The 23,069-nt window shown below is 76.5% G+C and carries 19 protein-coding genes and 2 pseudogenes; 12 read left to right on the top strand and 9 right to left on the bottom strand.

The features are described from left to right. Nucleotides 1-81 precede the first annotated feature (81 nt). The 3 genes and pseudogenes from ACWH4W_RS16385 to ACWH4W_RS16375 all read left to right on the top strand — a co-directional run. Nucleotides 82-756 carry a TIGR04222 domain-containing membrane protein gene (locus tag ACWH4W_RS16385; protein ID WP_473076464.1) on the top strand — a complete coding sequence of 225 codons (675 nt, stop codon included), beginning with the start codon at nucleotides 82-84 and terminating at the stop codon, nucleotides 754-756. Between the two features lie 370 nt (nucleotides 757-1,126). Continuing rightward, a complete protein-coding gene (locus ACWH4W_RS16380) occupies nucleotides 1,127-1,672 on the top strand; it encodes a GNAT family N-acetyltransferase (RefSeq protein WP_473076463.1) in 546 nt (181 codons plus the stop codon). Between the two features lie 2 nt (nucleotides 1,673-1,674). After that, nucleotides 1,675-1,761: pseudogene (locus ACWH4W_RS16375) on the top strand (GNAT family N-acetyltransferase); the annotation flags it as partial. A 7-nt stretch (nucleotides 1,762-1,768) separates the two neighbouring features. Here ACWH4W_RS16375 and ACWH4W_RS16370 read toward each other — a convergent pair. Both ACWH4W_RS16370 and ACWH4W_RS16365 read right to left on the bottom strand, forming a co-directional pair. Beyond that, the gene (locus ACWH4W_RS16370) at nucleotides 1,769-3,361 is read right to left on the bottom strand and encodes an AMP-binding protein (protein ID WP_473076462.1); all 1,593 of its coding nucleotides are present in this window, start codon (nucleotides 3,359-3,361) and stop codon (nucleotides 1,769-1,771) included. Continuing rightward, on the bottom strand, nucleotides 3,358-5,031 hold the full coding sequence (locus tag ACWH4W_RS16365) for an AMP-binding protein (protein ID WP_473076461.1): 1,674 nt from the start codon (nucleotides 5,029-5,031) through the stop codon (nucleotides 3,358-3,360). The genes ACWH4W_RS16370 and ACWH4W_RS16365 overlap by 4 nt, the downstream gene beginning before the upstream one ends. 125 nt (nucleotides 5,032-5,156) lie before the next feature. On the opposite strand from ACWH4W_RS16365, the pseudogene ACWH4W_RS16360 reads away from it, so the two are divergent. From ACWH4W_RS16360 to ACWH4W_RS16340, 5 genes and pseudogenes are all read left to right on the top strand, one after another. Continuing rightward, nucleotides 5,157-6,031, top strand: a pseudogene (locus ACWH4W_RS16360) (helix-turn-helix transcriptional regulator); the annotation flags it as partial. A 164-nt stretch (nucleotides 6,032-6,195) separates the two neighbouring features. After that, nucleotides 6,196-9,006, top strand: coding sequence for an ATP-binding protein (locus ACWH4W_RS16355; RefSeq protein ID WP_473076460.1), 2,811 nt, complete (start codon nucleotides 6,196-6,198; stop codon nucleotides 9,004-9,006). 791 nt (nucleotides 9,007-9,797) lie between these two features. After that, nucleotides 9,798-10,268 carry a hypothetical protein gene (locus ACWH4W_RS16350; protein ID WP_473076459.1) on the top strand — a complete coding sequence of 157 codons (471 nt, stop codon included), beginning with the start codon at nucleotides 9,798-9,800 and terminating at the stop codon, nucleotides 10,266-10,268. 81 nt (nucleotides 10,269-10,349) lie between these two features. Continuing rightward, nucleotides 10,350-11,279, top strand: a complete 930-nt coding sequence (locus ACWH4W_RS16345; RefSeq protein ID WP_473076458.1) for a polysaccharide pyruvyl transferase family protein — start codon at nucleotides 10,350-10,352, stop codon at nucleotides 11,277-11,279. A 62-nt stretch (nucleotides 11,280-11,341) separates the two neighbouring features. Then, nucleotides 11,342-11,683 (top strand): DUF3040 domain-containing protein, encoded by a 342-nt coding sequence (locus ACWH4W_RS16340; RefSeq protein WP_473076457.1) that lies wholly within the window; start codon nucleotides 11,342-11,344, stop codon nucleotides 11,681-11,683. A 164-nt stretch (nucleotides 11,684-11,847) separates the two neighbouring features. Here the strand turns inward: ACWH4W_RS16340 and ACWH4W_RS16335 are convergent, their stop codons facing one another. Genes ACWH4W_RS16335 through ACWH4W_RS16305 form a run of 7 tightly spaced genes read right to left on the bottom strand, consistent with a single transcriptional unit; the run spans nucleotide 11,848 to nucleotide 18,156 of the window. Next, nucleotides 11,848-12,744, bottom strand: coding sequence for a glycosyltransferase family 2 protein (locus tag ACWH4W_RS16335; protein ID WP_473076456.1), 897 nt, complete (start codon nucleotides 12,742-12,744; stop codon nucleotides 11,848-11,850). Further along, on the bottom strand, nucleotides 12,741-13,610 hold the full coding sequence (locus ACWH4W_RS16330; protein ID WP_473076455.1) for a glycosyltransferase family 2 protein: 870 nt from the start codon (nucleotides 13,608-13,610) through the stop codon (nucleotides 12,741-12,743). Before ACWH4W_RS16330 ends, ACWH4W_RS16335 begins: the two co-directional genes overlap by 4 nt. Then, nucleotides 13,607-14,566 (bottom strand): glycosyltransferase family 9 protein, encoded by a 960-nt coding sequence (locus tag ACWH4W_RS16325; RefSeq protein WP_473076454.1) that lies wholly within the window; start codon nucleotides 14,564-14,566, stop codon nucleotides 13,607-13,609. The genes ACWH4W_RS16330 and ACWH4W_RS16325 overlap by 4 nt, the downstream gene beginning before the upstream one ends. After that, on the bottom strand, nucleotides 14,563-15,513 hold the full coding sequence (locus ACWH4W_RS16320; RefSeq protein WP_473076453.1) for a glycosyltransferase: 951 nt from the start codon (nucleotides 15,511-15,513) through the stop codon (nucleotides 14,563-14,565). The genes ACWH4W_RS16325 and ACWH4W_RS16320 overlap by 4 nt, the downstream gene beginning before the upstream one ends. Next, a complete protein-coding gene (locus tag ACWH4W_RS16315; protein ID WP_473076452.1) occupies nucleotides 15,510-16,499 on the bottom strand; it encodes a glycosyltransferase family 9 protein in 990 nt (329 codons plus the stop codon). Before ACWH4W_RS16315 ends, ACWH4W_RS16320 begins: the two co-directional genes overlap by 4 nt. Then, a complete protein-coding gene (locus ACWH4W_RS16310; protein ID WP_473076451.1) occupies nucleotides 16,496-17,152 on the bottom strand; it encodes a D-glycero-alpha-D-manno-heptose-1,7-bisphosphate 7-phosphatase in 657 nt (218 codons plus the stop codon). Before ACWH4W_RS16310 ends, ACWH4W_RS16315 begins: the two co-directional genes overlap by 4 nt. Further along, nucleotides 17,149-18,156 (bottom strand): glycosyltransferase family 2 protein, encoded by a 1,008-nt coding sequence (locus ACWH4W_RS16305; RefSeq protein ID WP_473077516.1) that lies wholly within the window; start codon nucleotides 18,154-18,156, stop codon nucleotides 17,149-17,151. The genes ACWH4W_RS16310 and ACWH4W_RS16305 overlap by 4 nt, the downstream gene beginning before the upstream one ends. 465 nt (nucleotides 18,157-18,621) lie before the next feature. Here ACWH4W_RS16305 and ACWH4W_RS16300 point away from each other — a divergent pair, with 465 nt between their 5' ends. The 4 genes from ACWH4W_RS16300 (at nucleotide 18,622) to ACWH4W_RS16285 (ending at nucleotide 23,053) form a co-directional block, all read left to right on the top strand. Further along, complete coding sequence (locus ACWH4W_RS16300; RefSeq protein ID WP_473076450.1) at nucleotides 18,622-19,398, top strand: polysaccharide deacetylase family protein; 777 nt, start codon at nucleotides 18,622-18,624, stop codon at nucleotides 19,396-19,398. Between the two features lie 35 nt (nucleotides 19,399-19,433). After that, entirely contained in the window at nucleotides 19,434-19,874 is a 441-nt protein-coding gene (locus ACWH4W_RS16295; protein WP_473076449.1) for an SRPBCC family protein, read from the top strand. A 562-nt stretch (nucleotides 19,875-20,436) separates the two neighbouring features. Continuing rightward, on the top strand, nucleotides 20,437-22,128 hold the full coding sequence (locus tag ACWH4W_RS16290) for a PucR family transcriptional regulator (RefSeq protein ID WP_473076448.1): 1,692 nt from the start codon (nucleotides 20,437-20,439) through the stop codon (nucleotides 22,126-22,128). Nucleotides 22,129-22,285: 157 nt separating this feature from the next. Then, nucleotides 22,286-23,053, top strand: a complete 768-nt coding sequence (locus tag ACWH4W_RS16285) for a hypothetical protein (protein ID WP_473077515.1) — start codon at nucleotides 22,286-22,288, stop codon at nucleotides 23,051-23,053. Nucleotides 23,054-23,069 lie beyond the last annotated feature (16 nt).

Below are 23,069 nucleotides of genomic sequence, written 5' to 3'. Positions count from 1 at the left end.
CCCGCGCGCGGGAACCATCCCCGCACACGGGGCCCGCCGGCACGGGGGCGGCGGGCCCCTCGCCTGAGGGGGTGCCCCGCCATGCCCGACACCGCACGCGTCCGGGGGACGCCGCACGAGATCGCCCTGCTGGCCGGGGGTCCGCGCGCCGCCGTCACGGTGGCCGTCGTGGCCCTGCATCTGCGCGGAGCCGTCGAGGCGGGCGCGCCGGGGACGGTGAGGGCGGTCGACGACGAGGCGGGGCGGGCGCTGCCGCCGCTGCCGGAGGACGGCGTCCCGGCCGAGTCGCGTGTCCTCCATCTGGAGGGTGCGGTGTACCGGCGCCTGTACGAGCCGTGCGACGTCCCGGAGGTGGCGCGCGACCCGGACGTCCGCCGGATGCTGGCCGAGCTGCGGGTGGGGCTCGCCGACGACGGCCTGCTGGGACTGCCGCTGCTGCGTCCGACACGGGCGGCCCGCCGTCGCCTGCACGTGCTGCGCACCGCCTACCCCGTCCCCACGGGCCGGGCCGGTCTGTCCGACGAGGCGAAGCTGCTGGCCGTCGCCCTGCACGGCGAGGCGGCCCTGCGCGTCCTCGTCCCCCGCTTCGCCCTGCGCGCGGGCCTCGTCGAACGGGTCCGCCTGCGCCGCAAGCGCCCGCTGCGCCTGTCGTCGCGCCACCACGGCAGCGGGGGCGGCTACACGGGCTCCCTCCACTGCGGAGGCGGGGGTGGCTGCGGAGGCGGAGGGGGATGCGGCGGGGGCGGCGGCCACTGAGGCGCCGCGGGAAGGGACCCGGTGGCCCCCGGCCCCGTGGGACGCTCCCCCGACGTGGCGGGCGAGGGCGCGGCTGATGCCGCCGGACGCCTTGAGCGCCGCGCGGAACGGGTCGATCACCGCACCGGGGACACCGAGCGCGACGTCGACGCCCCCGCGCTCGTCCTCGCGGACTCGACCGTCGCGTACTTTCCCCTCGCCGGCTACACCGAGGAGGCCCGCGCCCGCGCCGACGCCCCGGGCGTCCCGCTGTTCGTCCTCGACCCCTCGGGCGCCGCCCCTCCGAAGGACGCCCCGGCCGTGACGCTGGACGCGGGCGCGCCCTGGAACCCGGGCGACGCGTGGGCCGGGTGCGTCCGATACTCGTCGGATGCGCATCCGTCCCGCCGCGCCCGGCGACCTGCCCGCCCTCCAGGACATCGAACGGGCGGCCGGCGCGCCGTTCCGCGACCTCGGCATGCCGGAGATCGCCGACGACGCACCGCCCGCCCTGGACGTGCTGGAGCGCTACCGGACGGCGGGCCGCTGCTGGGTCGCGGCCGGCGAGGGGGACGGCCGGCCCGTCGCGTATCTGATCGCCGAGCCGGTGGACGGCGCGCTCCACGTGGAGCAGGTGTCCGTCCACCCGGACGCGGCCCGCCGGGGCGTGGGCCGCGCACTGCTCGCCCACGCCGCCCGCCGGGCCCGTGAGGAGGGCCTGACCGCCCTCACCCTGACCACCTTCACGGACGTCCCGTGGAACGCCCCCTACTACGCCCGCCTCGGCTTCCGCACCCTGCGCGAGCCCGGCCTCACCCCGGGCCTGCGCCGCATCCGCACCGAGGAGGCCGCCCACGGCCTCGACCGGTGGCCACGCGTGTGCATGCGGCTCGAACTGCCGCAGGGTGACGAGTCGTTCGGCAGACTGTCACGCTGACCGAGCGGCTCGGCTTCATCCCCGCCGAGACCGCCGCTCCGGGTCCGGAGGGCGGCTCCCGGCAGGTGTTCCGGCGGACGGCCGGCTGAGCGGGGCTCAGCCCGTCGCGTAGCGCTCGCGCAGTTCGATCTTGCGGACCTTGCCCGAGACGGTCATCGGGAAGGACTCCAGGAGTTCGAGGCGGCTCGGCACCTTGTAGCGGGCCAGGCGGCCGTCGCAGTACGCCTTCAGCTCGTCCAGGGTGAGCGGGTCGGCCGGGTCGCGGGGGATGACGCAGGCGAGGACCTCCTCGCCGTAGCGTTCGTGCGGGACGCCGACGACCTGGACGTCCGCGACCTTCGGGTGGCCGTGGAGGAACTCCTCGATCTCGCGCGGGTAGATGTTCTCCCCGCCCCGGATGATCATGTCCTTGATGCGGCCGACGATCTCCACGTAGCCGTCGTCGCGCATCACCGCGAGGTCGCCGGTGTGCATCCAGCGGCCCCGGTCGATCGCCTCGGCGGTCTTCTCCGGCTCGCCCCAGTAGCCGAGCATCACGCTGTAGCCGCGGGTGCACAGTTCACCGGAGGCGCCACGGGGCACGGTGACGCCGGTGGCCGGGTCGACGATCTTCACCTCGATGTGCGGCAGCACCCGGCCGACGGTGCCGGTGCGGTGCTCCAGGTCGTCGTCCATGCGCGTCTGCAGGGACACCGGGGAGGTCTCCGTCATGCCGTAGCAGATGGAGACCTGCTCCATGTGCATCTCGGCGACCACCCGCTTCATCACCTCCACCGGGCACGGCGAGCCCGCCATGATGCCGGTGCGCAGGGAGGTGAGGTCGTACGACGCGAAGTCGGGCAGGTTCAGCTCGGCGATGAACATCGTCGGCACGCCGTACAGCGAGGTGCAGCGCTCCTGCTGGACCGCGCGCAGGGTGGCCGCCGGGTCGAAGGACGGGGCGGGGATGACCATGGAGGCGCCGTGCGAGGTGGCGGCCAAACACCCCATTACCATGCCAAAACAGTGATAAAAGGGCACCGGGATGCACACCCGGTCCCGCTCGCTGTAGGCGATCAGCTCACCCACGAAGTACCCGTTGTTGAGGATGTTGTGGTGGGAGAGGGTGGCGCCCTTGGGGAAGCCGGTGGTGCCCGAGGTGTACTGGATGTTGACGGGGTCGTCGCAGGACAGCTCCGGCCAGACGGGGTCCGGGGTGGCGCGGGCGGTCAGCGCGTCCCAGCCGGGGTCGCCGATGTACACGACCTCCCGCAGCTCGGGGCATCTGCCGCGCACCTCCTCCGCCATGGCCCGGTAGTCGCTGGTCCTGTGGCTGAGGGAGGCGACGAGCAGCCGGACGCCGGACTGCTTGAGGACGTACTCCACCTCGTGGGTGCGGTACGCCGGGTTGATGTTCACCAGGATCGCGCCGATGCGGGCGGTGGCGTACTGCGCGAACACCCACTCGGGGCAGTTGACCGCCCAGATGCCCACCCGGTCGCCCTTGGCGATCCCGGAGTTGAGCAGGGCGGACGCCAGTCGATCGACCTGCGCGCCGAATTCGGCGTAGGTCCAGCGCCGTCCGGACGGGACGTCGACGAGGGCCTCGCGGTCGGGCCAGGCGGCGACCGTGCGGTCCAGGCCGGCGCCGACGGTGTCACCGAGCAGGGCCGTCCCGCCGGCGCCGTGACTGTAGGAGAGGGCGGTCACCGGAAGTCCTCCTCGCGGTACTCGTGGTCCGAGCCGGCCGCCGTCGCCTCGCGCAGCTCGATGCGGCGGATCTTGCCGGAGACGGTCTTGGGCAGCTCGCCGAACTCCAGCCGGCGGACGCGCTTGTAGGGGGCCAGCGCCTGCCGGGAGTGCTCGAAGAGCACCTTCGCGGTGTCGGGGCCGGGCTCCCAGCCCTCCGCGAGCACGACGTACGCCTTCGGCACGGCCAGCCGCAGCTCGTCCGGCGCGGGCACCACGGCCGCCTCGGCGACCGCCTCGTGCTCCAGCAGCGCGCTCTCCAGCTCGAACGGGCTGATCTTGTAGTCGGACGCCTTGAACACGTCGTCCGCGCGCCCGACGTAGGTGATGTAGCCGTCCTCGTCGCGGGCGCCGATGTCGCCGGTGCGGTAGTAGCCGCCCGCCATCGCCTCCGCCGTGCGCTCCGGGTCGCCGTGGTAGCCCGTCATCAGGCCCACGGGCCGCTCGGACAGGTCGAGCGCGATCTCGCCCTCCGTCGCGCCGGGCGCTCCCGAGACCGGGTCGAGGAGTTCGACGCGGTAGCCGGGGCTGGGGCGGCCCATGGAGCCGGTCTTGAGGAGCTGGCCGGGGCTGTTGGAGACCTGCACGGCGGTCTCGGTCTGCCCGAAGCCGTCCCGGATGGTCACGCCCCAGACGCGCCGCACCTGGTCGATGACCTCCGGATTGAGGGGTTCGCCCGCGGCGACGACCTCGCGGGGCGGGGTGCGCAGCCGGCCCAGGTCGGACTGGATGAGCATGCGCCACACGGTGGGCGGGGCGCAGAAGGTGGTGACGCCCGCCTTGTCCATCTCGGCCAGCAGGCGGGGCGCGTCGAAGCGGGTGTAGTTGTGCAGGAAGACGGTCGCCTCGGCGTTCCACGGGGCGAACAGGTTGGACCAGGCGTGCTTGGCCCAGCCGGGCGAGGAGATGTTGAGGTGCACGTCGCCGGGGCGCAGGCCGATCCAGTACATGGTCGCCAGGTGTCCGACCGGGTACGACGTGTGGGTGTGCTCCACCAGCTTGGGGCGGGCGGTGGTGCCCGACGTGAAGTAGAGCATCAGCGGGGCGTCGGCGAGGGTCGGCCCGTCGGGCGCGAACCCGTCGGCGGCTCCGTACGCGTCGGCGTACGGCAGCCAGCTCCCGCCGGGCTCCTCCCCCACCGCGATGCGGGTGTAGTCGCCGGGCACCTGGTCGAACTTCGCGGCGTCCGCGGAGCGCACGACGACATGGCGGACGCGGCCGCGGTCGACGCGGTCGCGCAGGTCGGCGGGGCCGAGCAGCGGGGTGGCCGGGATGACCACGGCGCGCAGCTTCATCGCGGCCAGGGCGGTCTCCCACAGCTCCGCCTGGTTGCCGAGCATCACCAGCACCCGGTCCCCGGCGGCCACGCCCCGCTCCCGCAGCCAGTTCGCGACCCGGTCGGAACGGCGGGACAGGTCGGCGAAGGACAGCCGCGTCTCCCGGCCGTCCTCCTCGACCAGGTGCAGGGCGGTGCGGTCGTCGCCGTCGGCGATCACGTCGAACCAGTCCAGGGCCCAGTTGAACCGGTCGGGCCGGGGCCAGGCGAAGTCCCGGTAGGCGGTGGTGTAGTCCTCGCGGTGTTCCAGCAGGAAGTCCCGGGCCCTGCGGAACTGCTCCGTCGCCGTCGTCATGCGTCCTCCTCGGTGCCGGACCTTGCCGGGCGGCTCACCGCCGTCGTGTAATCCGTGATGCAGGTCTCACTACCCCCGAACGGGAGTGTGCGCCCGCACAGGGGCCGCGGTGAAGGGGCGATCAGGTGACGGCAGACCCGACGGGGACGGGCGGGGCGGTGGAGATCCGGGGCGCGCTGGCCCGGCTGCGGCGTGCGACGGGGCTGCCGGTGGCGTTCGGCGGGCTGGTGGAGCCGGGGCGCCGGCGGGCGCGGATCAGCGAGCTGAGCGGCACCGCCACCCCGGCGCTCAGCTCGCTCGCCGTGGCCCCGGGCAACGGCCCGGGCGGCAAGGCGGTGGCGCTCGCCCGGCCGTGCGCGGTGACGGACTGCTCCGTCTCCCGGCAGATCAGCCACGAGTACGACGCCCCGGTCGCCGTCGGGGCCTGCGCGCCGTGGCGGCCGTGCCGGTCGTCGTACGGCGGCGGGTGCGGGCGGTGCCGTACGGGGCGCTGCGCGCGGCCCGGCCTCCCCCACTGTCCGAAAGGGCGTGGGGGACCCCCATGACGACCGCGCCCTCGGGGAGGCGGTGCAGGTCGCGCGGGACGTCGAGCAGGCCCTGCTGGTGCGGGAGGAGGCGGCGGAGCTGCTGGTGGCGGCCGGCCCGGCGCCGGGGACGGACGCGGGGCGGGAGCCGGGGGCGGGGGCGCACCGCGAGCGGGTGCGGGAGGCGCACGCGGCGCTGCGGGCGCCGGCCCCGCGGATCGCCGACCCCGCACTGCGGGCGGAGCTGCCGGAGGCGTGCGCCCTGCTCACCGCGGGGGGGCGCCGTCCGGGACGGTGCGGCTCGCGCCCCGGGAGGTGGACGTCCTGGCCTGCGTCGCGGCGGGGGCGACGAACGGGGCGGCCGGCGAGCGGCTGGGGCTGACGGCCGAAACCGTCAAGGCGTATCTGCGGTCCGCGATGCGGAAGCCGGGGCGCGGACCCGGGGCGGGGCGGTGGTCGCCGCCCGCAGGGCCGGTGGTTGCCGTAGATTCGCGGCGTCCCCCCACGGACGGCATGAGCACGAGTACACCTTTGATGCACAGGTGATCGGAACGTTGTCCTTTGTCTCACTCCACCGTCCACCGGAATGGAGGACCCTGTTGCCTAATATTGGCCAGGACACGCCACACGGAGGGGAGCGGTGACCGTGCGACGGGACGACAGGGAGCCTGCCAGGTACCGCCCCGACCTGGTCATCGGCCGGGACGAGCTGTTCGCCGACGCCAGGGCGCAGCTCGCGCGCGGTGGCAGCGTGCTGCTCCACGGGCCCGCCGGAATAGGGAAATCGACCGTGCTGCGGGCACTGGCGGCGGAAAACGCGGCGGCGGCCTCCCGGGTGCTGCGCTGCTCCGCCACGGAGTCCGAATCCCATCTTCCGTTCCTCGCGCTGGCCGACCTGTTCGGGCTGGTGCTGGACGAGGTGGCCCCCCGGCTGCCCGCCGCCCAGCGCACCGCACTGGAGTCGGCGCTCACCGGGCGCGGCGAGTCCACCCTCCAGCGGGACGGCCTCGCCCTGCGGCTCGCGGTGCTGTCCACGCTGCGGGCGCTGTCCGCCGAGGGCCCCGTCCTCGTGGTCGCCGACGACCTCCAGTGGCTCGACCCGGCCAGCGCCGAACTGCTCGGCTTCGCCGCCCGCCGGCTGGGCGACAGCCCGGTGCGCGTGCTGTGCGCGGTGCGCACCGAGGGTGAGGAGTACGACCGTCATCTGCGCGCCTGCCCGCCGGACACGCTGGCCGTGCGGCTGGGCCCGTTCTCCCGCGCCCAGGTGTCCGCGCTGCTCGACCACCGCGGCTACACCAGCCTGTCCCGCTCCACCGTCCGGGACATCCACCGCACCAGCGGCGGCAACCCGCTGTTCGCGCTGGAGCTCGGCCGCGCCCTCGCGGAGAGCCCCACCCGGCCCCGGCCCGGCGAGCCGCTGCCGGTGCCGACCTCGCTGCGGGCGCTGGTCCTCAGCCGTCTGGAGATGCTGTCCGACGAGGCCCGCCGCACCCTGCTGGTGGCCAGCGCCGGCGCCCGTCCCACCCTGGCCCTGCTGCACGCGGCGGGCCGGGACAACGCGGAGGCGGAGACCGCGCAGGCCGCCTCCCTGGGGCTGCTCATCACGGATCCCGAGGACCCGGCGCTGCGCTTCACGCATCCCCTGATCTCCGCCGCCCTCTACGCGGAGGCCCCGGCGCGGGAGCGGAGGGCCGCGCACACGGCGCTGTCCACGGCGGCCTCCGACCCGATCGAACGCGCCCGGCACCTGGCGCTGGCGGCCACCGGCCCCGACCCGGAGGTGGCGGCCCGGCTGGCGGGGGCCGCCGCGATGGCCCGCGACCGCGGGGCGCCGTCGGTCGCCGCCTCCCTGGGGCTGCTCGCCGCCCGGCACACCCCCGCCGACGGCACGCCCGCCCCCGACGAGCGGCGGCTGCAGGCCGCCGAGGACGCGATCACCGCCGGCGAGGTCGACCTGGCCCGGGACATCGCCCGCGAGGTGCTGACCCGGGCGACGGTGCCGGCCGAGCGGGTGCGGGCGTGGATGGTGGTCATCGAGGCGGCCGGGCAGGCGCTCGGCGAGGTCGACGCGGTGTTCCCGCAGGTGCTCGCCGACGCCGGCGACGACCCCCGGCTGCTCGCCCTGGTCCACTACCAGCTCGCCTGGCGGGAGGTGGTGGTCAACGGCGACTTCGCGAAGTCCCGGCAGGAGGCCGCGCACGCGGCGGAGCTGGCCGCGCGCGGCGAGGACCGGCGCACCGAGCTGATGGCGCTGGCCTTCCAGTCGTCCACCGAGACCCTGATGGGCCACCCCGACGCCCCCGCCACCATCCGGCGCGCGCTCCAGGAGCCCCAGGACCCCGACGTGGCCAGCCACCACAACGGGGCCGCGATGGCCCGGTTCCGCTGGCTGCTGATGAGCGACCAGCTCCCCGAGGCCCGTACGGCCATCACCGCGCTGCTGCGGGAGGCGCGGCGGCGCGGCATGGTCGAGAGCGAGGTGCACTTCTCCCGGCTGCTCGCCGACACCGAGCTGCGCTTCGGGCACTGCGGGCGCGCCCTCGACCTGGCCGGGGAGAGCCTGCGGCTGGCCCGGGACTCCGGCATCGGCGAGAGCGCGTCCGCCATGCTCGCCTCCGTCGCGGAGGCGTCCGGCGGGGACGTGGACCGGGCGCTGGCCCTGGCGCGCGAGTCCGCCGACCACGCCGAGGTGGACGGTGACCAGCTCTACCTCTCCCTGGCCCTGGCGGCCCTCGGCTACGCGCAGCTCGTGTCCGGGGACGCGCAGGCCGCGGTGCGCTCGCTGCGCCGGGTGCGCGAGCTGGAGCAGGGCATGGGCATCACCGACCCGGCACGTGGCCGCTGGCAGGGTGACCTCGCCGAGGCGCTGGTGCGGATCGGCGAGCCCGGCGAGGCGCAGGAGCTGATCAACGCCACCCGGGTGCACGCGCTGCGGCTGAACCGGGCGAGCGTGCTGGCGGTGCTGGACCGCGCGGAGGCGCTGGTGCGCGCGGCGCGCGGTGAACACCAGGCTGCCGTCGCCCAGGTGACGTCGGCGCAGGAACGCCTGGCCAAGCTGGGCCACGGCCTGGAGGAGGCGCGGGCCGCCTTCGCGCGGGCCCGGCTGCGCTCCCGCGGGCCCGGTCCCGCCGGGTACGACGAGGCGGCCCGGTTGTTCCGGCGGTGCCGCGCGCTGCCGTGGCTGCGGCAGGTGGACGAGGCCGTGGCGGCGGGACCGGCGGAGGCGGACCCGGTGCCCGCGGCGACCCCGGCCGCGCTGGACGGACTGGCCTCGATGGAGCGTCAGGTCGCCGCGCTGGTCATGGAGGGGGCGACCAACCGGGAGATAGCCGGGCGCCTGTTCATCAGCGTCAAGACCGTCGAGGCGACGCTCACCCGGGTCTACCGCAAGCTCGGCATACGCTCCCGCGTGGACATCGTGCGGCTCGCGGCGGGGCGCCGGACGCCGTAGGCGACGCCCCGTGATCCGGGTCGCGGGACTCTCGTGACCCGGGCCACGACGGGGGCCGTCGCCGGCCGGGCTGACCGGAAACAGGGCGGTCCGCGCCCGGCGACCGAGGGTTTTCCCTGCCCGGCTCCCTTAGGGGGTTCCCTCATTGGGACGGCTCCCGGACCGGTCCTAGCGTGTGACACGTGCCGATCGCTCGGGCACATCGGGGCCGCCCCCGATGCCCGGCCCCCCACCCCCGTGCGACCCCCACCGGCAACTGGAGGAGACCCATGCCAGGGCTCACCCGCACCGAGCGGTCCGCCCCAGGGCGCGCTGCCGCCGCCGCGACCGCACCGGCCCCCTCCTCCCTCTCCCCCGCCGCCGTACCGCGCCTCCGCCCGGGGACGGGCCCCATGATTTCCTGAGCACCCCTCAGGGCACGACCAGGGGGCGTTGCGGGCTTCCACGAGCAGCCCGCAACGCCCCCTGTCCCACAGCCGTAGGTGTGCGCCGGGGCTTCTCCGGGTCAGCCCCGAACCGTCCCGAAGCGGATGTCGTACGCCGTCCCCGGGTGCGGCACCCCGGGCATCCGCTCCGCCTCGGCCGTGGTCCCCGCCCGCTCACGTCAGCGAGGCGGCAGGCCGGGTTCCGTCCGCTGTCCCCGCTCAGGACAGCACGGGGACAGCACGGGGACAGCGCTCTCTTTCCCGGACGAAACGCGGCGGGGTGTAACGCCGTGGCACCCCGCGGCGCTGACTGTCTGGGGCCGGACTCCGGCCCCGGCAAACGTCCCCCCACGAAGGAAAGACCCCATGACTTCCTCCGCCCCCTCCCCCGACGGCCTTCCGGTCTACGACAGCCTCGTGCGTGAGCGCGGTGACGTCGTGGCCGAGGTCCGCGAGGTGGCCGAGCGGACCCAGTTCGAGGTCCGCCAGGCGCTGGCGGGCACCGTCCGTCCCCGGCAGCCGCAGACCGGCCCGCGCCAGCAGCAGGGCCCCGGCGGCCCGCGTCACCCGCAGGGGGGCCCGCGCCAGCCGCAGGGCGGGACCCGTCAGCCGCAGGGATCTGGGCTGCCGCAGGGGCAGGGGCAGGGGCAGGACGCCGGGCAGCCGCAGGGTGGCCGGGGACCGCACGGGCCCGGTCAGCCGCAGGGGCGAGATCAGGGTCATGGGCAGCCGCAGGGTGACGCTCCGCACGGACCGGGTCCCCGTCAGCAGGAAGGCGGCCCTCACCAGGACGGCGCCCCGCAGCAGCAGGAGGAGCGGCGGCCCGACGCCGACTGATCGCCGGCCGCCCACACTGATCGCCGGCCGCTGATCCGGGCGCGCCGATTGCCCCCCGCCGGGCGGGGCACTCGGTGCGCCGTGCACCAGGAACGCCGTACGGGACCGCGCAGGGTCCTGCTGGCCGGGTGGTTCAGCTTCCGCGACGGGGAGGCGACCGCCGGGGACGTGCTGGCCCTGCGCCGGGTCGAGACGGTCCTGCGCGGCTCCGGCACGCCGTACGACGTCGTCTGGAGCCCCGGCTTCCGGCCGGACGCGCTGCACTTCGACGACGTGCGGCCCCACGCCTACTCGCACCTCGTGTTCGTGTGCGGGCCGCTGCACGGGACGCAGGTGGAGGAGCTGCACCGGCGGTTCGCGCACTGCGTGCGGATCGCCGTCGGGACGTCGGTGATCGACCCCGAGGGACCCGCGGTGACCGGCTTCCACCGGATCCTGGCGCGGGACGCGCCCGGCGGCGAGCCCACCGAGGACCTGGCGGCCCGCGCCCCCGCGATGCCGCCGCGACCGGTGGTCGGGGTGGTCCTCACCCACGGGCAGCACGAGTACGGGGCGCAGCGGCGGCACGGGGAGGTCGCCGAGCGGGTGACGCACTGGCTGGCGGGGAAGGACTGCGCCCGTCTCGAGCTGGAGACCCGGCTGGACACCCGGGACTGGCACCTGAGCGCGACACCGGCGCAGGTGCAGTCGGTGCTCGCGCGGCTCGACCTGGTCGTCACCGACCGGCTGCACGGGCTGGTGCTGGCCCTGCGGGCCGGCACGCCGGTGCTCGCGGTGGACCCGGTGGCGGGCGGCGCGAAGGTGACGGCGCAGGCGCGGGCCTGCGGGTGGCCGGCGCTGCTGGCGGCGGAGCAGGTGGACGAGCGGGGGCTCGAGCGGTGGTGGGGCTGGTGCCTGACCTCGGGCCGGGTGGCCGCGCGGCAGGTCCGCGAGGCGTTCCGCGAGGGCCGGCGGCCCGACGGGGCGGACCGTCTGCTGGAGGCGCTGACATCCCGCGCCGACGCCGGTTAGGGCGGACGTCCGCCGGGCACCCGGAGGTCGCTTCCACCCCGGCGGTCGTTGGAGGAGAGACGGTGTCCCTCGGTCGGCTCCCTGAGCATGAACAGCACGTCCTCGACGAGATCGAGCGGTCGCTGCGGCGCGACCGCCGGCTCAACCGGCTGTTGCGGCGCCATCGCGTCCGCCGCGGCCCCGACCTGAAGCGGGCACTGGGCCGGGTGGCCCGCTGCGACCCGCGCGGACGGACGGTCGCCCTCCTGTTCGTGGCGTCGGTGGCCGTGATGGTGACCGGCATCGTCACGTCGGCGCCGTGGGCGCTCTGGACGTTCGCCGCGGTGTGGCCGGTGACGCTGTTCGCGGCGTTCCGGCTGCTGTGCCGGTGGTCGGGCGACGGGCAGGCGCCGGACGGGCGGTGAGGAACCGCCGGCGCGGCGGGACGCCCGCGCGCATGCGGACCTGAGGCGAAGCACACCCTGCGACGTGTCCGGTCGACGCCCCCGTCGAGGGGCGGGCCCGGCCTGTCCGCCGTGCGGCGGGACAGCAGGCGCGGGTCGAACCCGGTGGCCGGGTGCCGGGCGGGTCAGCCGGTGTAGCGGCGGGCCTTCGAGGCGCGTTGGGCCGGCTCCAGGAGGCGGAGGCGGGACTCGACCTCCCGGGGGAGGACGCGGCGTTCGCGCAGGACCCACGGGAGGGCGGCCGCCGCCTCCGTGAAGGCGAGGAGCGACGTCGTGTCGCGCGGCACCGTGCGGGCCAGGTCCAGGGTGCGGCGCAGGGCGGGGCCGACCGGGCGGCGGAGCCAGGTGAACCACAGGGTGTTGCGGATGCCGTGCCGGCGGCGCAGGGTCGCGTCCCGTGCCTCCGACGCCTGGTGGTGGATGGTGAGGTGGTCGGCGTAGACGAGCCACCAGCCGGCGGCGGCGAGGTCGACGGCGAGCAGTTCCTCCTCCCCGCCGAGCCACAGCTTGGGGTGGAAGCCGCCCGCCGTCCGGAAGGCGTCCGTGCGCAGCACGGTCGCGGCGGCGAGGAAGGAGCCGAGCGCCGGGCCGGGCAGCCACGGCGGCCCCGGCACGGGGGACTCCCGCAGTTCGCGGACGATCGGGTCCTCGGTGCCGTGCGGCTCGACGACGATCCGGGCGGTGACGGAGACGACGGCGGGGTGCCGGTCGAGCAGGTCGGCGGCGCCGGTCAGGGAGCCGGGCGCCCACCAGGAGTCGTCGTCGCAGAAGGCGACGTAGGGCGTGGTGACGTCGCGGACCGCCAGGTTGCGGCCGACCGCGCCGAGGTTGCGGCCGGGGCGCAGCAGCCGGACCTCCGGGTGGTGGCGGGCGACGGCGTCGGCGGTGCCGTCGGTGGAGCCGTTGTCGGTGACGATCACCTCGGGCCGTTCGGGGAGTTCGGCGAGCCGGTCGAGGGTGCGCAGCAGTTCCCGGCGGCGGTTGTGGGTGATGACGACGACGGTCGTGCGGGGGTCGGTCATGCGGTCGCCCCTTCCAGCTCCAGCAGGCGGGCGGCGCGTTCCACGTGCGGGGGCAGCGGGCGGCGGGCGCGTAGGGCGGCGGGCAGCCGGGTGAGCGTCTGGCGCAGGGCGCGCCGGGCCGTCGTGTCGGCGCGGGCCTCGGCGGCGAGGGCGCCGGTGCGGGCGAGGGCGTGGCGGACGGGGCGGCGCAGCCACGCGGTGAGCACCTCGTTGCGGCGCTGCTGCGCGGGCCGGCCGGGGCGGCCGGAGGTGGCCGGGTGGTGGTGGGCGATGACGTCGGGGCAGTGGGTGACGCCCCAGCCGCGGGCGGCGAGGTCGTAGGCGAGGCAGGTCTCCTCGCCGCCGAAGAACAGCACCCGGTGGAAGCCGCCCGCGTCGAGGTAGGCGGTGCGGCGGACGACGGAGGCGCAGGCGAGGAAGCCGAGGACCTGGACGCCGGGGAGGTCGGTGGCGGGGCCGAGCGGTGAGGCGGCGAGGAGGTCGTTGAGCGGGTCGGGGGCGTTCTCGGGGCCGACGAGGGTGCGGGCGGCGATCAGCCCGAGCCGGGGGTGGGCGTCGAACAGGTCCGCGGCGCGGGCGAGCGCGCCGGGCGCCCACCAGGAGTCGTCGTCGCTGAACGCGACGTACGGGGTGTCCAGGGCGCGGACGCCGTGGTTGCGGGCGAGGGCGCCGTGGTTGCGGGCGAGGGCGAGGATCCGTACGTGGGGGAAGTCGCGGGCGACCATGGCGCGGGTGCCGTCGGCGGAGGCGTTGTCGGCGACGAGGATCTCCGGCCGTTCGGGCAGGCCGGAGAGGTGCCGCAGGGTGACCGCGAGCCGTTCGCGGCGGTCGCGGGTGGCGATGACGACGCCGACGCGGCCGGTCATGACGCGGGCTCCTCGGGGGCGGGCAGGCGGCGCAGGGCGTCCAGCACCTCGTCGGGGGTGATGCGCAGCAGCGCCGGGTCGGGGCGCGCGGCGTGCGGGTCGCCCTCGGGGCCGTGCCACAGGGCGAGGTGGCGGGGGTGTGCGGGCGGGCCCCAGCGGCTCGGCGGGACCGGGCCGAACAGGGTGACGGTGGGCGTGGCGTGGGCGACCGCGAGGTGGGCGATGCCGGTGTCGCCGCTGACGACCGCGCGGGCGCCGGCGACGAGGGCGGACAGCCGGGTGAAGGGCAGGCCGCCGGAGAACACGTCGGTGTCGGGCAGCCGGGCCTCCTTGGCGAGCCGGGCGACGAGGTCGTGCTCCCCCGCGCCCCCGGTGACCACGACCCGCGGGCCCTGCTCGCGCAGGGCGGCGGCGACGGCGGCGTACCGGTCGACGGGCCAGCAGCGGGCGGGCGCCCCGGCGCCGGGGTGCAGGACGACCGCGCCGGGGGCGGGCGAGGGGGTGCCCGGGCGGGGCAGCAGCAGGTCGGCGGGGTCGGCGTCGACGCCGTACGCGCTCAGCAGCCGGCACCAGCGGTCCCGTTCGTGCTCGTCCCGGTGCCAGGGCGGGCCCTCGATCTCGGGGGTGTCCGGGTGCGCGAAGGCGAACAGCCGCAGCGGGCGCAGGGCTTGCAGCAGGCGGTGGCTGGGCGGGCCGTTGCCGTGCAGGTCGACGGCGACGTCCGGGGGCGGCCCGGTCCAGTCGAGCGCGCGGGGGACGGCCCGGCCGGGCGCGGAGGCGGGCAGCAACCGGTCGACGGCCCCGGTCGCCTCGGCGACGGGGGCGAGCTCGGCGGGGGCGGCCAGTACCGTCTCGTGGTCCGGGAACCCCCGCCGCAGCGCTCTCAGCGCGGGCACCCCGGCCAGCAGGTCCCCGAGGCCGAGCGCCCGCAGCACGAGCACACGGCGCGACCTCATCGGGTGACCTCTTTGAGGAGGCGTTCCCAGTCGTCGAGGAAGCGGGGCAGGCCGTGGCGGGCGAGGGCGGCGGCGCGGGCGGCCTCGCCGGCGCGGCGGGCGCTCAGTGGGTCGGCGACGAAGTCCCGTACGGCGTCGGTGAGGACGTCGATCCGGTTGGAGACGACACCCGCGCCGGGCGGCACCGCCTCGGTGACCTCGGTGGTGGCGAGGGCGACGACGGGCATGGCGAGGTGCATCGCCTCCAGCAGGGACAGGCCGAGGGAGGTCCAGCGCACCGGGTGGACGTAGACGCGGCGGCGGGCCATCTCGGCGTGCAGGCGGGCCTGGGTCAGTTCGTGGGAGCGGCACCGCTCGGCGGGGAGGCCGAGGTGGCCGGCGAGTCCCTCGGTGCCCATGCCGAACACGTCGAGCGGCGCGGCGGCGGCGAACACCGGCAGCAGGTCGGTGCCGGTCGTGCGGCCGCGCCGGACCGGCTCGTTGACGACGACGGCGGCGTGCGGCAGCTCCCCCGTCCACAGCGGGCCGGGGTCGACGATGCCGTGCTCGACGACGGCCGTCGGGGTGGAACCGGCGTCCCACATCAGCCGGTTGAAGTGGGTGACGTGCACGAGGGTCGCGCCGGGGATGTCCGCCGCGGGGTGCCGGGTGTCGGGGACGTCGCCGTGCGGGGCGTTGTGCTCCAGGTAGACCAGTGGCGGGCGGCGCCGCAGCCACCGGTCCACCAGGCCGATCTCGTGCGGGCGTTGCAGGACGACGACGTCGATGTCCTGTTCGGCCAGGCGTTCCGGCTCCACCTCGACGACCGTGTCGGGCCAGTCGAAGGTGCGGGCGCGGCCGAGTCCGTCGGGTCCGCGGTCCGGGGTGACGGGGACGACGTAGGTGTGCGGTCCCTGCACGAAGGCCGTGGTCCACGACCCGTGCACGTGCCACAGCAGGATCCTCATGCCACCTCCACGAGCTTGTCGACCGCGGCGACGACGTCGAGCGCGGTCACGGTGTCCAGGCAGGGATGGCCCGGTACGGGGCAGCGCCGGGCGCGGCTTCCGGCGCACGGGGCGTCCTGGTCGCCGAGCAGCAGGTAGGGCACGCCGTAGGGCCGCCACCGCTCGGCCGGGACGACCGGGGCGAACAGCGACACCACCGGGGTGCCGACGGCGGCGGCGAGGTGGGCGGGGCCGGTGTTGCCCGCGACGACGCAGTCGGCCCCGGCGAGCACCCCGGCGAGCTGCGCGGCGTCGGTGCGGCCGCCCAGGTCGGCGGCCCGGCCGCCGGCGACGTACGCGGTGAGGTCGCGCTCGCCCGCGCCGCCGGTGACGACGACGCGCCGTCCGGCGGCGGTCAGCTCCCGCACCGCCTGGGCGCAGCGTCCGGGGCTCCAGGCGCGGGCGGGCACGCTGGCGCCGGGGTGGACGACGACGTACGGGCCGTCGCCGGTCAGCGCGCCGGCGGCGGGCGGCGGGAGGACCCGGAGGCGGCCGTCGTCGACGCGGGGGAAGCCGGCCGCCTCGGCGAGGTCGAGGGCGGCCTCGGCCTCGTGGGCGTGCGGGGCGCGGTGGTGGCGCACGTCGAGGAGACTGCCGGGGTAGTCCTCGCTGTCGGCGGCGATGAAGGGGACGCCGGCCAGTCGCAGCAGCAGCGCGGTGGGCAGCGGCGACTGGTGGTACGAGGTGAGGACGAGCGCGGCGTCGGCGGCGACGGACGCGACGAGCCGGTCGATGTCGTCGCGGTCCACGGGCGGCGGCTGGAACCCGGTCCAGGGCGCGTCCCAGACGAGCACCTCGTCCACCCCGGGCAGCAGCCGCGCCGCGGGCACCCCGTGCGGTCCGCACAGGAGGGTGACGTGGTCGGCGCGGGCGGCGACGGCCCGTACGGCGGGTCCGGCGAGCAGCACGTCGCCGAAGCTGTCGAGCCGGGTGACGAGGGCTTTCACAGGTACCTCCCGGTCCGGGGCGGCCCCGCTTCCGGGCCGGTCCGCGGACGTCCAGCGCGTCCGGACGTCACCCGTTCGTGTGCGGCCCCGGCGTCCGGGCCGGGCGCGGAGGCGCCGCCGGGGGCCTCCCGCGGCGGGCCGTCGAGGATCAGCCGTACGGCGGCGGGCAGGCTCCGCGCCACGTGCGGGGCGGCGGCGGTCTCCTCGGGGCGGGTGACGGGCGTGGGGACGAGGACGGCGTGCGCGCCGGCCCGGCGGGCGGCCTCGACGTCGGAGCCGATGTCGCCGACGACGACACAGTGGGCCGGGTCGGCGCCGAGGCGGGCGGCGGCGTCCAGGACCATGCCGGGCCGAGGCTTGCGGCAGGGGCAGCCGTCGTCGGGGCCGTGCGGGCAGACGGCCCAGACGTCGAAGGGGCCGAGGAGTTCCTCGACGCGCGCGTTGACGCGGCGGACGTCGGTCTCGGTGAGCAGGCCGCGGGCGACGCCGGACTGGTTGGTGACGACCCCGGTGCGGATGCCGCGGGCGCGCAGCGCGTCGAGCGCCGCGCGCGCCCCTGCGACGGGGCGCACGCGGTCGGGGTCCGCGTTGTAGGGGACGTCGTGGACCAGGGTGCCGTCGCGGTCGAACAGCACCGCCCGCACGGGGCTCACCGGGCCGCCTCCCGCCAGGCGGGGGCGCGCCGGTGGCGCCAGGCGCCGGCCAGCCGGTGCCAGGTGGCGGCGGGCGGGATGACCAGGCTGGTGGCGAGCACGGTCGCCACCTCGTCGGGGGTGCGCGGTCCGGGCACGATGCGGGCGCGGGCGAACTCGGCGGTGCCGGCCGCCCAGCAGGCCGCGCAGGCCGCGGCGGCCCTGTGGTGTCCGGTGGCGGCGAGCGCGCAGGCGGCGGCGCCGGCGGCGGTGATCGCGGCGTTCCGGCGGATCCGGCCGCGCGGCTCGACCGCCTTGTCCCACCAGTCGGGGCCGTGCAGCCGCCGCATCAGGGCGTCGTCGGCGTTGCCGCGCTGCCGGCGGACCGACTCCCAGCGGGAGGCGGCGCGCACGGGGTGCAGGGTGGTGCGGCGGCCCCGGCGGATGCGCCAGCCGGCGTCGAGGAGCCGCAGCGCGAGGTCGGCGTCCTCGCGGTGGGCGCGGGGGAAGCGTTCGTCGAAGCCGCCGGCCCGGCGCAGGGCGTCGGTGCGGTAGGCCGTGTCGGCGGTGATCCAGCGGGCGCGGGCCGGTCCCGCGGTGCCGTGTTCCCCGTCGGCGGGGCGGCGTCCGCCGGGCAGCGGCACGGTGATGACGCCCGGCACGCCCGCGGTGTCGGGCGTCGCCTCGTCGAGGTCCCGCTGGAGCTGGGCGCACCAGTGCGGCCCCACCTGGACGTCGTCGTCGACGAAGACCACCCAGGGCTCGGTGACGGCGCGCAGTCCGGTGTTGCGGGCGGCGGCGGGGCCGCGGGCCTCTCCGGGCAGCACGGTGGTGCGGGCGCGCAGGTCGCCGAGGACGGTCAGCGCGTGCTCCAGGGGCGCCGGGTCGGGGACGGGCGTCGCGGGACGGTCGTCGACCAGGACGACGCGCTCCGGGGGCGGGCCGTGCGCGGCGGCCAGCGCGGCGAGGCAGTCGGCGAGGGTGTCCCGCACCAGGGTGGGGATCACGACGGCGTACGGCGTCATCGCGGCGCCCTCCCTCCGCGCCCGGTGTACGGCCCGGTCGTGCGGCGCGGGCCGGCGGGGGCGGCGCTCGGGGAACGGGGCGTGGTCACCGGGGTCGCGCATGGGGAGTGGGCTCCGTCCCTGTGTCGGGCGAGTACTGCGGGGAGCGGGTGCCGCGCCCGTGCCGGTTCCAAACCGTGGGCCACGGCCCGTGCCGCTCCGCGTGGATATGCGGTGCTCTGCACCAGCGTGCACCGAGGCGGAGGTCCGCGCAGGTCGGAGAGGGGGGTGCGGGTCGGGCGGCGGGAGGGTGCGGGGGGCGGTCACGGAGCGCGGTTCAGCCGTTCGGGCCAGCGGACGGCGGGAGGGGCGGGGCGGTTGCCCGGCCTGCCCGGTGACAACCCTCACAGGGGCCGGACGGCCCGTACGGAGGCATGCGCGAGCGGACTATGCACCCGGTGTATAAACGGTGTGTACAGTCCGCGCATGCCTTCTGCGACCAAGAAGACGAAGACAACGGGGGCCGCGTTCCGCGCGGCTGCGGCCGGGGCCGCGGCGGCCGCGCTGACGCTGGCGCTGACCGGGTGCACGCGCGTGGAGACGACCGCCCCCAGCGCGGTCCGCGCGACCGACGCGCAGGCGCGGTTCGGCACGGTGGACTGCCGCAGGGCCAAGTGCATAGCACTCACGTTCGACTCAGCGCCGAGCGAGCACTCGGCGCGGCTGCTCGGCATCCTCGAGGAGGAGGGGGTCCCGGCGACCTTCTTCCTCCTCGGCAAGCGGCACATCGACAGGTACCCGGAGCTGGTGCGCCGCATGGCCGACGAGGGGCACGAGGTGGCCAACCACACGTGGACCCACCGCATCCTCACCGAGCTGGAGCCGGACGAGATACGCGAGGAGCTGGAACGCACCAACGACGAGATAGAGCGGCTCGCCGGCCGCCGCCCCACCCTGATGCGCCCGCCGCAGGGCCGCACGAACGACACGGTGCACGAGATCAGCCGCGAGCTGGGCCTCTCCGAGGTGCTGTGGAGCGTCACGGCGAAGGACTACCGGACCACCGACTCCGACCTGATCACCCGCCGCGTCCTGGCCCAGTCCTCCCGCGACGGCATCATCCTGCTGCACGACCTGTACGACGGGACGGTGCCGGCGGTGCCGGGCATCATCGACGCGCTGAAGAAGCGGGGGTACGTCTTCGTCACCGTGCCGCAGCTCCTGGCCCCGGGGAGAGCGGAGCCGGGGGCGGTGTATCGCTGAGAGCGGGAACGGCGGGGGGCTCCTAGGATCGGTCCGTGGCCATCTTCGAGCTCCGGCGCACCGTGTCCCTGCCCCCCGCCGTGGCGTGGCGGCGGGTCACGGCGTGGCCCCGGCACGGCGAGGTGGTCCCGTTGACGCGGATCACCGTCACCACTCCCCCGCCCACCGGCGAGGGGACCGCGTTCGTCGCCCGTACGGGCGCGGGTCCGCTGGGCTTCGACGACCCGATGGAGGTCACGGTGTGGCGGCCCCCGGCGGGCGACTCCCCCGGCTTCTGCCGGCTGGAGAAGCGCGGGCGGACCGTCCTGGGCTGGGCGGAGATCGAGGTCCACGCGCGCCCTGGCGGGCGGAGCCGGGTGGTGTGGCGGGAGGACGTCCGCCTGCGCTTCCTGCCGGCCGCGTGCGATGGGCCGCTGGGGCGGGCCGGGCGCGTGATGTTCGGGCGGGCGGTCGACCGGCTGTTGCGGCGGGACTGAACGCCGGGGGGCCGCGGGACGACTCCTGCGCCCCAGCGGCCGGAAAGCGGTCACGCCGAGGCGATTGCGGGTCGGGGGCCGGACGGCGTGGTGGACGGCGGTGGCCGGAGTTGGTCTCGCCCCTCACGTCGGCGCCGCCCGCGATCGGCACGGCGGTGGGGTGCTCGGCCTTCGCGGCGAGCGCCTCCTCCCAGTCGGCGGGGCGGGGGGAAGTCCATGACCGGCTCTCCTCCCCGTCTCGTGGAGGCGTGCGGATCGAGCCGATCCGTGTGCGGCGGGCCGGGCTCGTGCAGGTGCTCTTCCCGCGCGCCGTGTCCGGTGCACCGCCGCGCACTCCGCCCCGGTCGGTCACGGAAACCATGAAGGAGTTGGCTGGCCAGCGCAGGCGTCTTGTAGATTCGTATGAACGAAGAGCTCCGGCACCCTTCCGGTCCTCCTCCCGTGAGCGGGGGAGCCGACCGGGAGCCGGCGGACCGCGCCGGTGGGCCGGTCCCACGGGCCTCCTTCGACCATCCCCTCACCCGTCCCACGGGTACCGAGACAAGGAACGGCGGCGACGAGAATGCGGCTGCGCGCACTGCTGGACACCGACGCGCTGGGCCTGAAGCTGCTCGGCGGGGAGGACGAGCTGAACCGCAGTGTGCGCGGGGTGATGACCACCGACCTGCGCGATCCCAGCCGTTACCTGTCGGGCGGCGAGCTGGTGCTGACCGGTCTGGCCTGGCGCCGCGACGCCGCCGACTCCGAGCCGTTCGTACGGATCCTGGTGCAGGCCGGGGTGGCGGCGCTGGCCGCGGGCGAGGCGGAGCTGGGGGACGTCCCGGACGACCTGGTCGCGGCGTGCGCGCGGCACCGGCTGCCGCTGTTCGCCGTGCACGAGTCGGTGGCGTTCGCGACCGTCACCGAGCACGTCGTGCGGCAGGTGTCCGGGGAGCGGGCCGGGGACCTGGCGGCCGTGGTGGACCGGCACCGGCGGATGATGACCTCCGGCCCGGCGGGCGGCGGCCCCGACGTCGTGCTCGACCTGCTCGGCTCCGACCTGGACCTGCGGGCCTGGGTGCTCTCCCCCACCGGCCGGCTGATCGCGGCGCCCAAGGAGACCGCGGGGGCGCGCAACGACGCGCCCGCGCTGGACGCCGAGGCGTGCGCGCGGCTCGCGGCGGAGCACCTGGCGGCCGTGCGCACCGGACGGCGCGGCCCGCACCGGGTGGTGCTGGACCGGACGACGTACAGCCTGTTCCCGGTGCGGGGCAGCGGGCACGGCACGGCGGAGCCGGACGACCCGCGCGCGACGATGCTGACGGACTGGCTGCTGGTGGTCGAGGCGGACGCCGGGGACTGGGCCGAGGAGCGGCTGGACCTGCTGCAGGGCGTCACCCAGCTGATCGCCGTCGAGCGGGACCGGCGGGACGCGGCGCGCACGGTGCGCCGGCGGCTCGCGCAGGAGGTGCTGGAGCTGGCGCGGACGGGCGCCGCGCCCGCGGAGATCGCCGCGCGTCTGCGGGTGGCCGCGCCGGTGCTGCTGCCCGGTCTCGGCACCGCGCCGCACTGGCAGGTCGTGGTAGCCCGGATCGACTGGGAGGACGGGCGCGGCGACGGCGGCCCGGTCACCCAGGCGCTGCTCGAGGAGATCCTGGTCGACCCGGCGGCCACCGGACCCGAGCCCTCCGACCGGATCGCGGTGGCGCACGCCGGGGACGAGGCGATCGCCCTCGTCCCGCTGCCCTCGGTGACCGACGGGCACGACGAGGCCGGGCCCGGCGTGCCGGCCGACGCGCTGCTGGAGTCCGTGCGCGGACCGCTGACGGCGGGCCTCGACGGCGACGGGCGGCTCACCGTCGGCGTGTCCGCCGCGGTGCACTCGGCCGAGGGGCTGCGCGGCGCGCTGGAGGAGGCACGGCACGCGCGACGGGTGGCCGCGGCGCGCCCCGGCCGGGTCTGCGCGGCCGGGCACCAGGAACTGGCCTCGCACGTGCTGCTGCTGCCGTTCGTCCCCGACGACGTGCGGCGCGCGTTCACCGCCCGGCTGCTGGACCCGCTGCGCGCGTACGACCGCCGGCACCGCGCCGAGCTGATCCCCACCCTGGAGGCGTTCCTCGACTGCGACGGTTCCTGGACCCGCTGCGCCGCCCGCCTCCACCTGCACGTCAACACGCTGCGCTACCGCGTCGGCCGCATCGAGCAGCTGACGGGCCGTGACCTGTCGCGCCTGGAGGACAAGCTGGACTTCTTCCTGGCCCTGCGGATGAGCTGATCCACGACCCGGACTCCCCGGTTCCGTCCCGCGCCCCACGACTTTGTGAAATCCTTCACCCGCCCTCTTGGCCGGGCCCGGTGGTTCGTGCTGAGATGCGGCCACCACTCAACAGCTCGATGGCGTGCTCGGGGAGGGCAACGTGGCGCATACCGCCATGTCCGGTGACGGAACGACCGCCGAAGACGATCCCCTCCAGACGGCGGTGTGGCGGCTGCGCTCCCGCGCCTGCTGGGCGGACGCGGCCGCGCTGCTCGCCCCCGCCACCCCCCGGGCCGCCCTGCAACGGGCCTCGCTGCTGGTGGAGCGGTGCCTGTACACCGAGACGGGGTGGGAGGACGCGGAGGACGCGCTGCGCACCGCCGAGGCACTGGCGCACACCGACGACGAGCGCGGCGCCGCCGCTTGTGAACGCGGGTACTTGGCCTACGCCGCCACGCTGTTCCAGGTCCGGGACCGGGCCGACGAGGCGCGTGCCGCGCTGGGCCGGGCCGCGGCGCTGATCGCGCCGGGGGCGGCGGGGCGACCGCTGCTGGACTTCCGGCGGGGGCTCATCGCGGAGAACCTCACCCGCTCCCCGCAGGCGGCCCGCGCCGCCTACCGGCGCGCCCACGCGGGCGCCACCGCCCACGCCGACCCGCTGCTGCTCTCCGCCACCTGGCGGCATCTCGCCGGACTGGCTCTGCGCGAGGGCGAGCTGACGGAGGCCCGGCACGGGTTCGCGGAGTCGCTGCGGATCCGGGAGGAGCTCGGCTACCTGGTCGGCACGGCGCCCGCGCTGGTCTCGCTCGCGGACACGGAGACCGAGCCGGAGGCCTCTCGGCTGCGCGAGGAGGCCCGCCGCCTGTTCCGCCTGCTGGGCGGCGTTCCCACCTGGCTCGCCCACCGCCTGGCCCCTCCGGAAACGGACGCGGCGACGGCGTGAGGGGCCTTACGGGTGC

The organism is Streptomyces sp. DSM 120436 (genome assembly GCF_055778765.1).
Note: the sequence above shows the minus strand (reverse complement) of the source record. Positions and strands in the feature narration are given on the sequence as shown.

What these genes read in the sequence shown, in the direction of transcription:
- ACWH4W_RS16385 (WP_473076464.1), top strand. Translation starts at nt 82, where the DNA reads ATGCCCGACACCGCACGCGTCCGGGGGACGCCGCACGAGATCGCCCTG.
- ACWH4W_RS16380 (WP_473076463.1), top strand. Translation starts at nt 1,127, where the DNA reads ATGCGCATCCGTCCCGCCGCGCCCGGCGACCTGCCCGCCCTCCAGGAC.
- ACWH4W_RS16365 (WP_473076461.1), bottom strand. Translation starts at nt 5,031, where the DNA reads ATGACGACGGCGACGGAGCAGTTCCGCAGGGCCCGGGACTTCCTGCTG.
- ACWH4W_RS16350 (WP_473076459.1), top strand. Translation starts at nt 9,798, where the DNA reads ATGACTTCCTCCGCCCCCTCCCCCGACGGCCTTCCGGTCTACGACAGC.
- ACWH4W_RS16335 (WP_473076456.1), bottom strand. Translation starts at nt 12,744, where the DNA reads ATGACCGACCCCCGCACGACCGTCGTCGTCATCACCCACAACCGCCGC.
- ACWH4W_RS16330 (WP_473076455.1), bottom strand. Translation starts at nt 13,610, where the DNA reads ATGACCGGCCGCGTCGGCGTCGTCATCGCCACCCGCGACCGCCGCGAA.
- ACWH4W_RS16325 (WP_473076454.1), bottom strand. Translation starts at nt 14,566, where the DNA reads ATGAGGTCGCGCCGTGTGCTCGTGCTGCGGGCGCTCGGCCTCGGGGAC.
- ACWH4W_RS16320 (WP_473076453.1), bottom strand. Translation starts at nt 15,513, where the DNA reads ATGAGGATCCTGCTGTGGCACGTGCACGGGTCGTGGACCACGGCCTTC.
- ACWH4W_RS16305 (WP_473077516.1), bottom strand. Translation starts at nt 18,156, where the DNA reads ATGACGCCGTACGCCGTCGTGATCCCCACCCTGGTGCGGGACACCCTC.
- ACWH4W_RS16300 (WP_473076450.1), top strand. Translation starts at nt 18,622, where the DNA reads ATGCCTTCTGCGACCAAGAAGACGAAGACAACGGGGGCCGCGTTCCGC.
- ACWH4W_RS16290 (WP_473076448.1), top strand. Translation starts at nt 20,437, where the DNA reads ATGCGGCTGCGCGCACTGCTGGACACCGACGCGCTGGGCCTGAAGCTG.
- ACWH4W_RS16285 (WP_473077515.1), top strand. Translation starts at nt 22,286, where the DNA reads ATGTCCGGTGACGGAACGACCGCCGAAGACGATCCCCTCCAGACGGCG.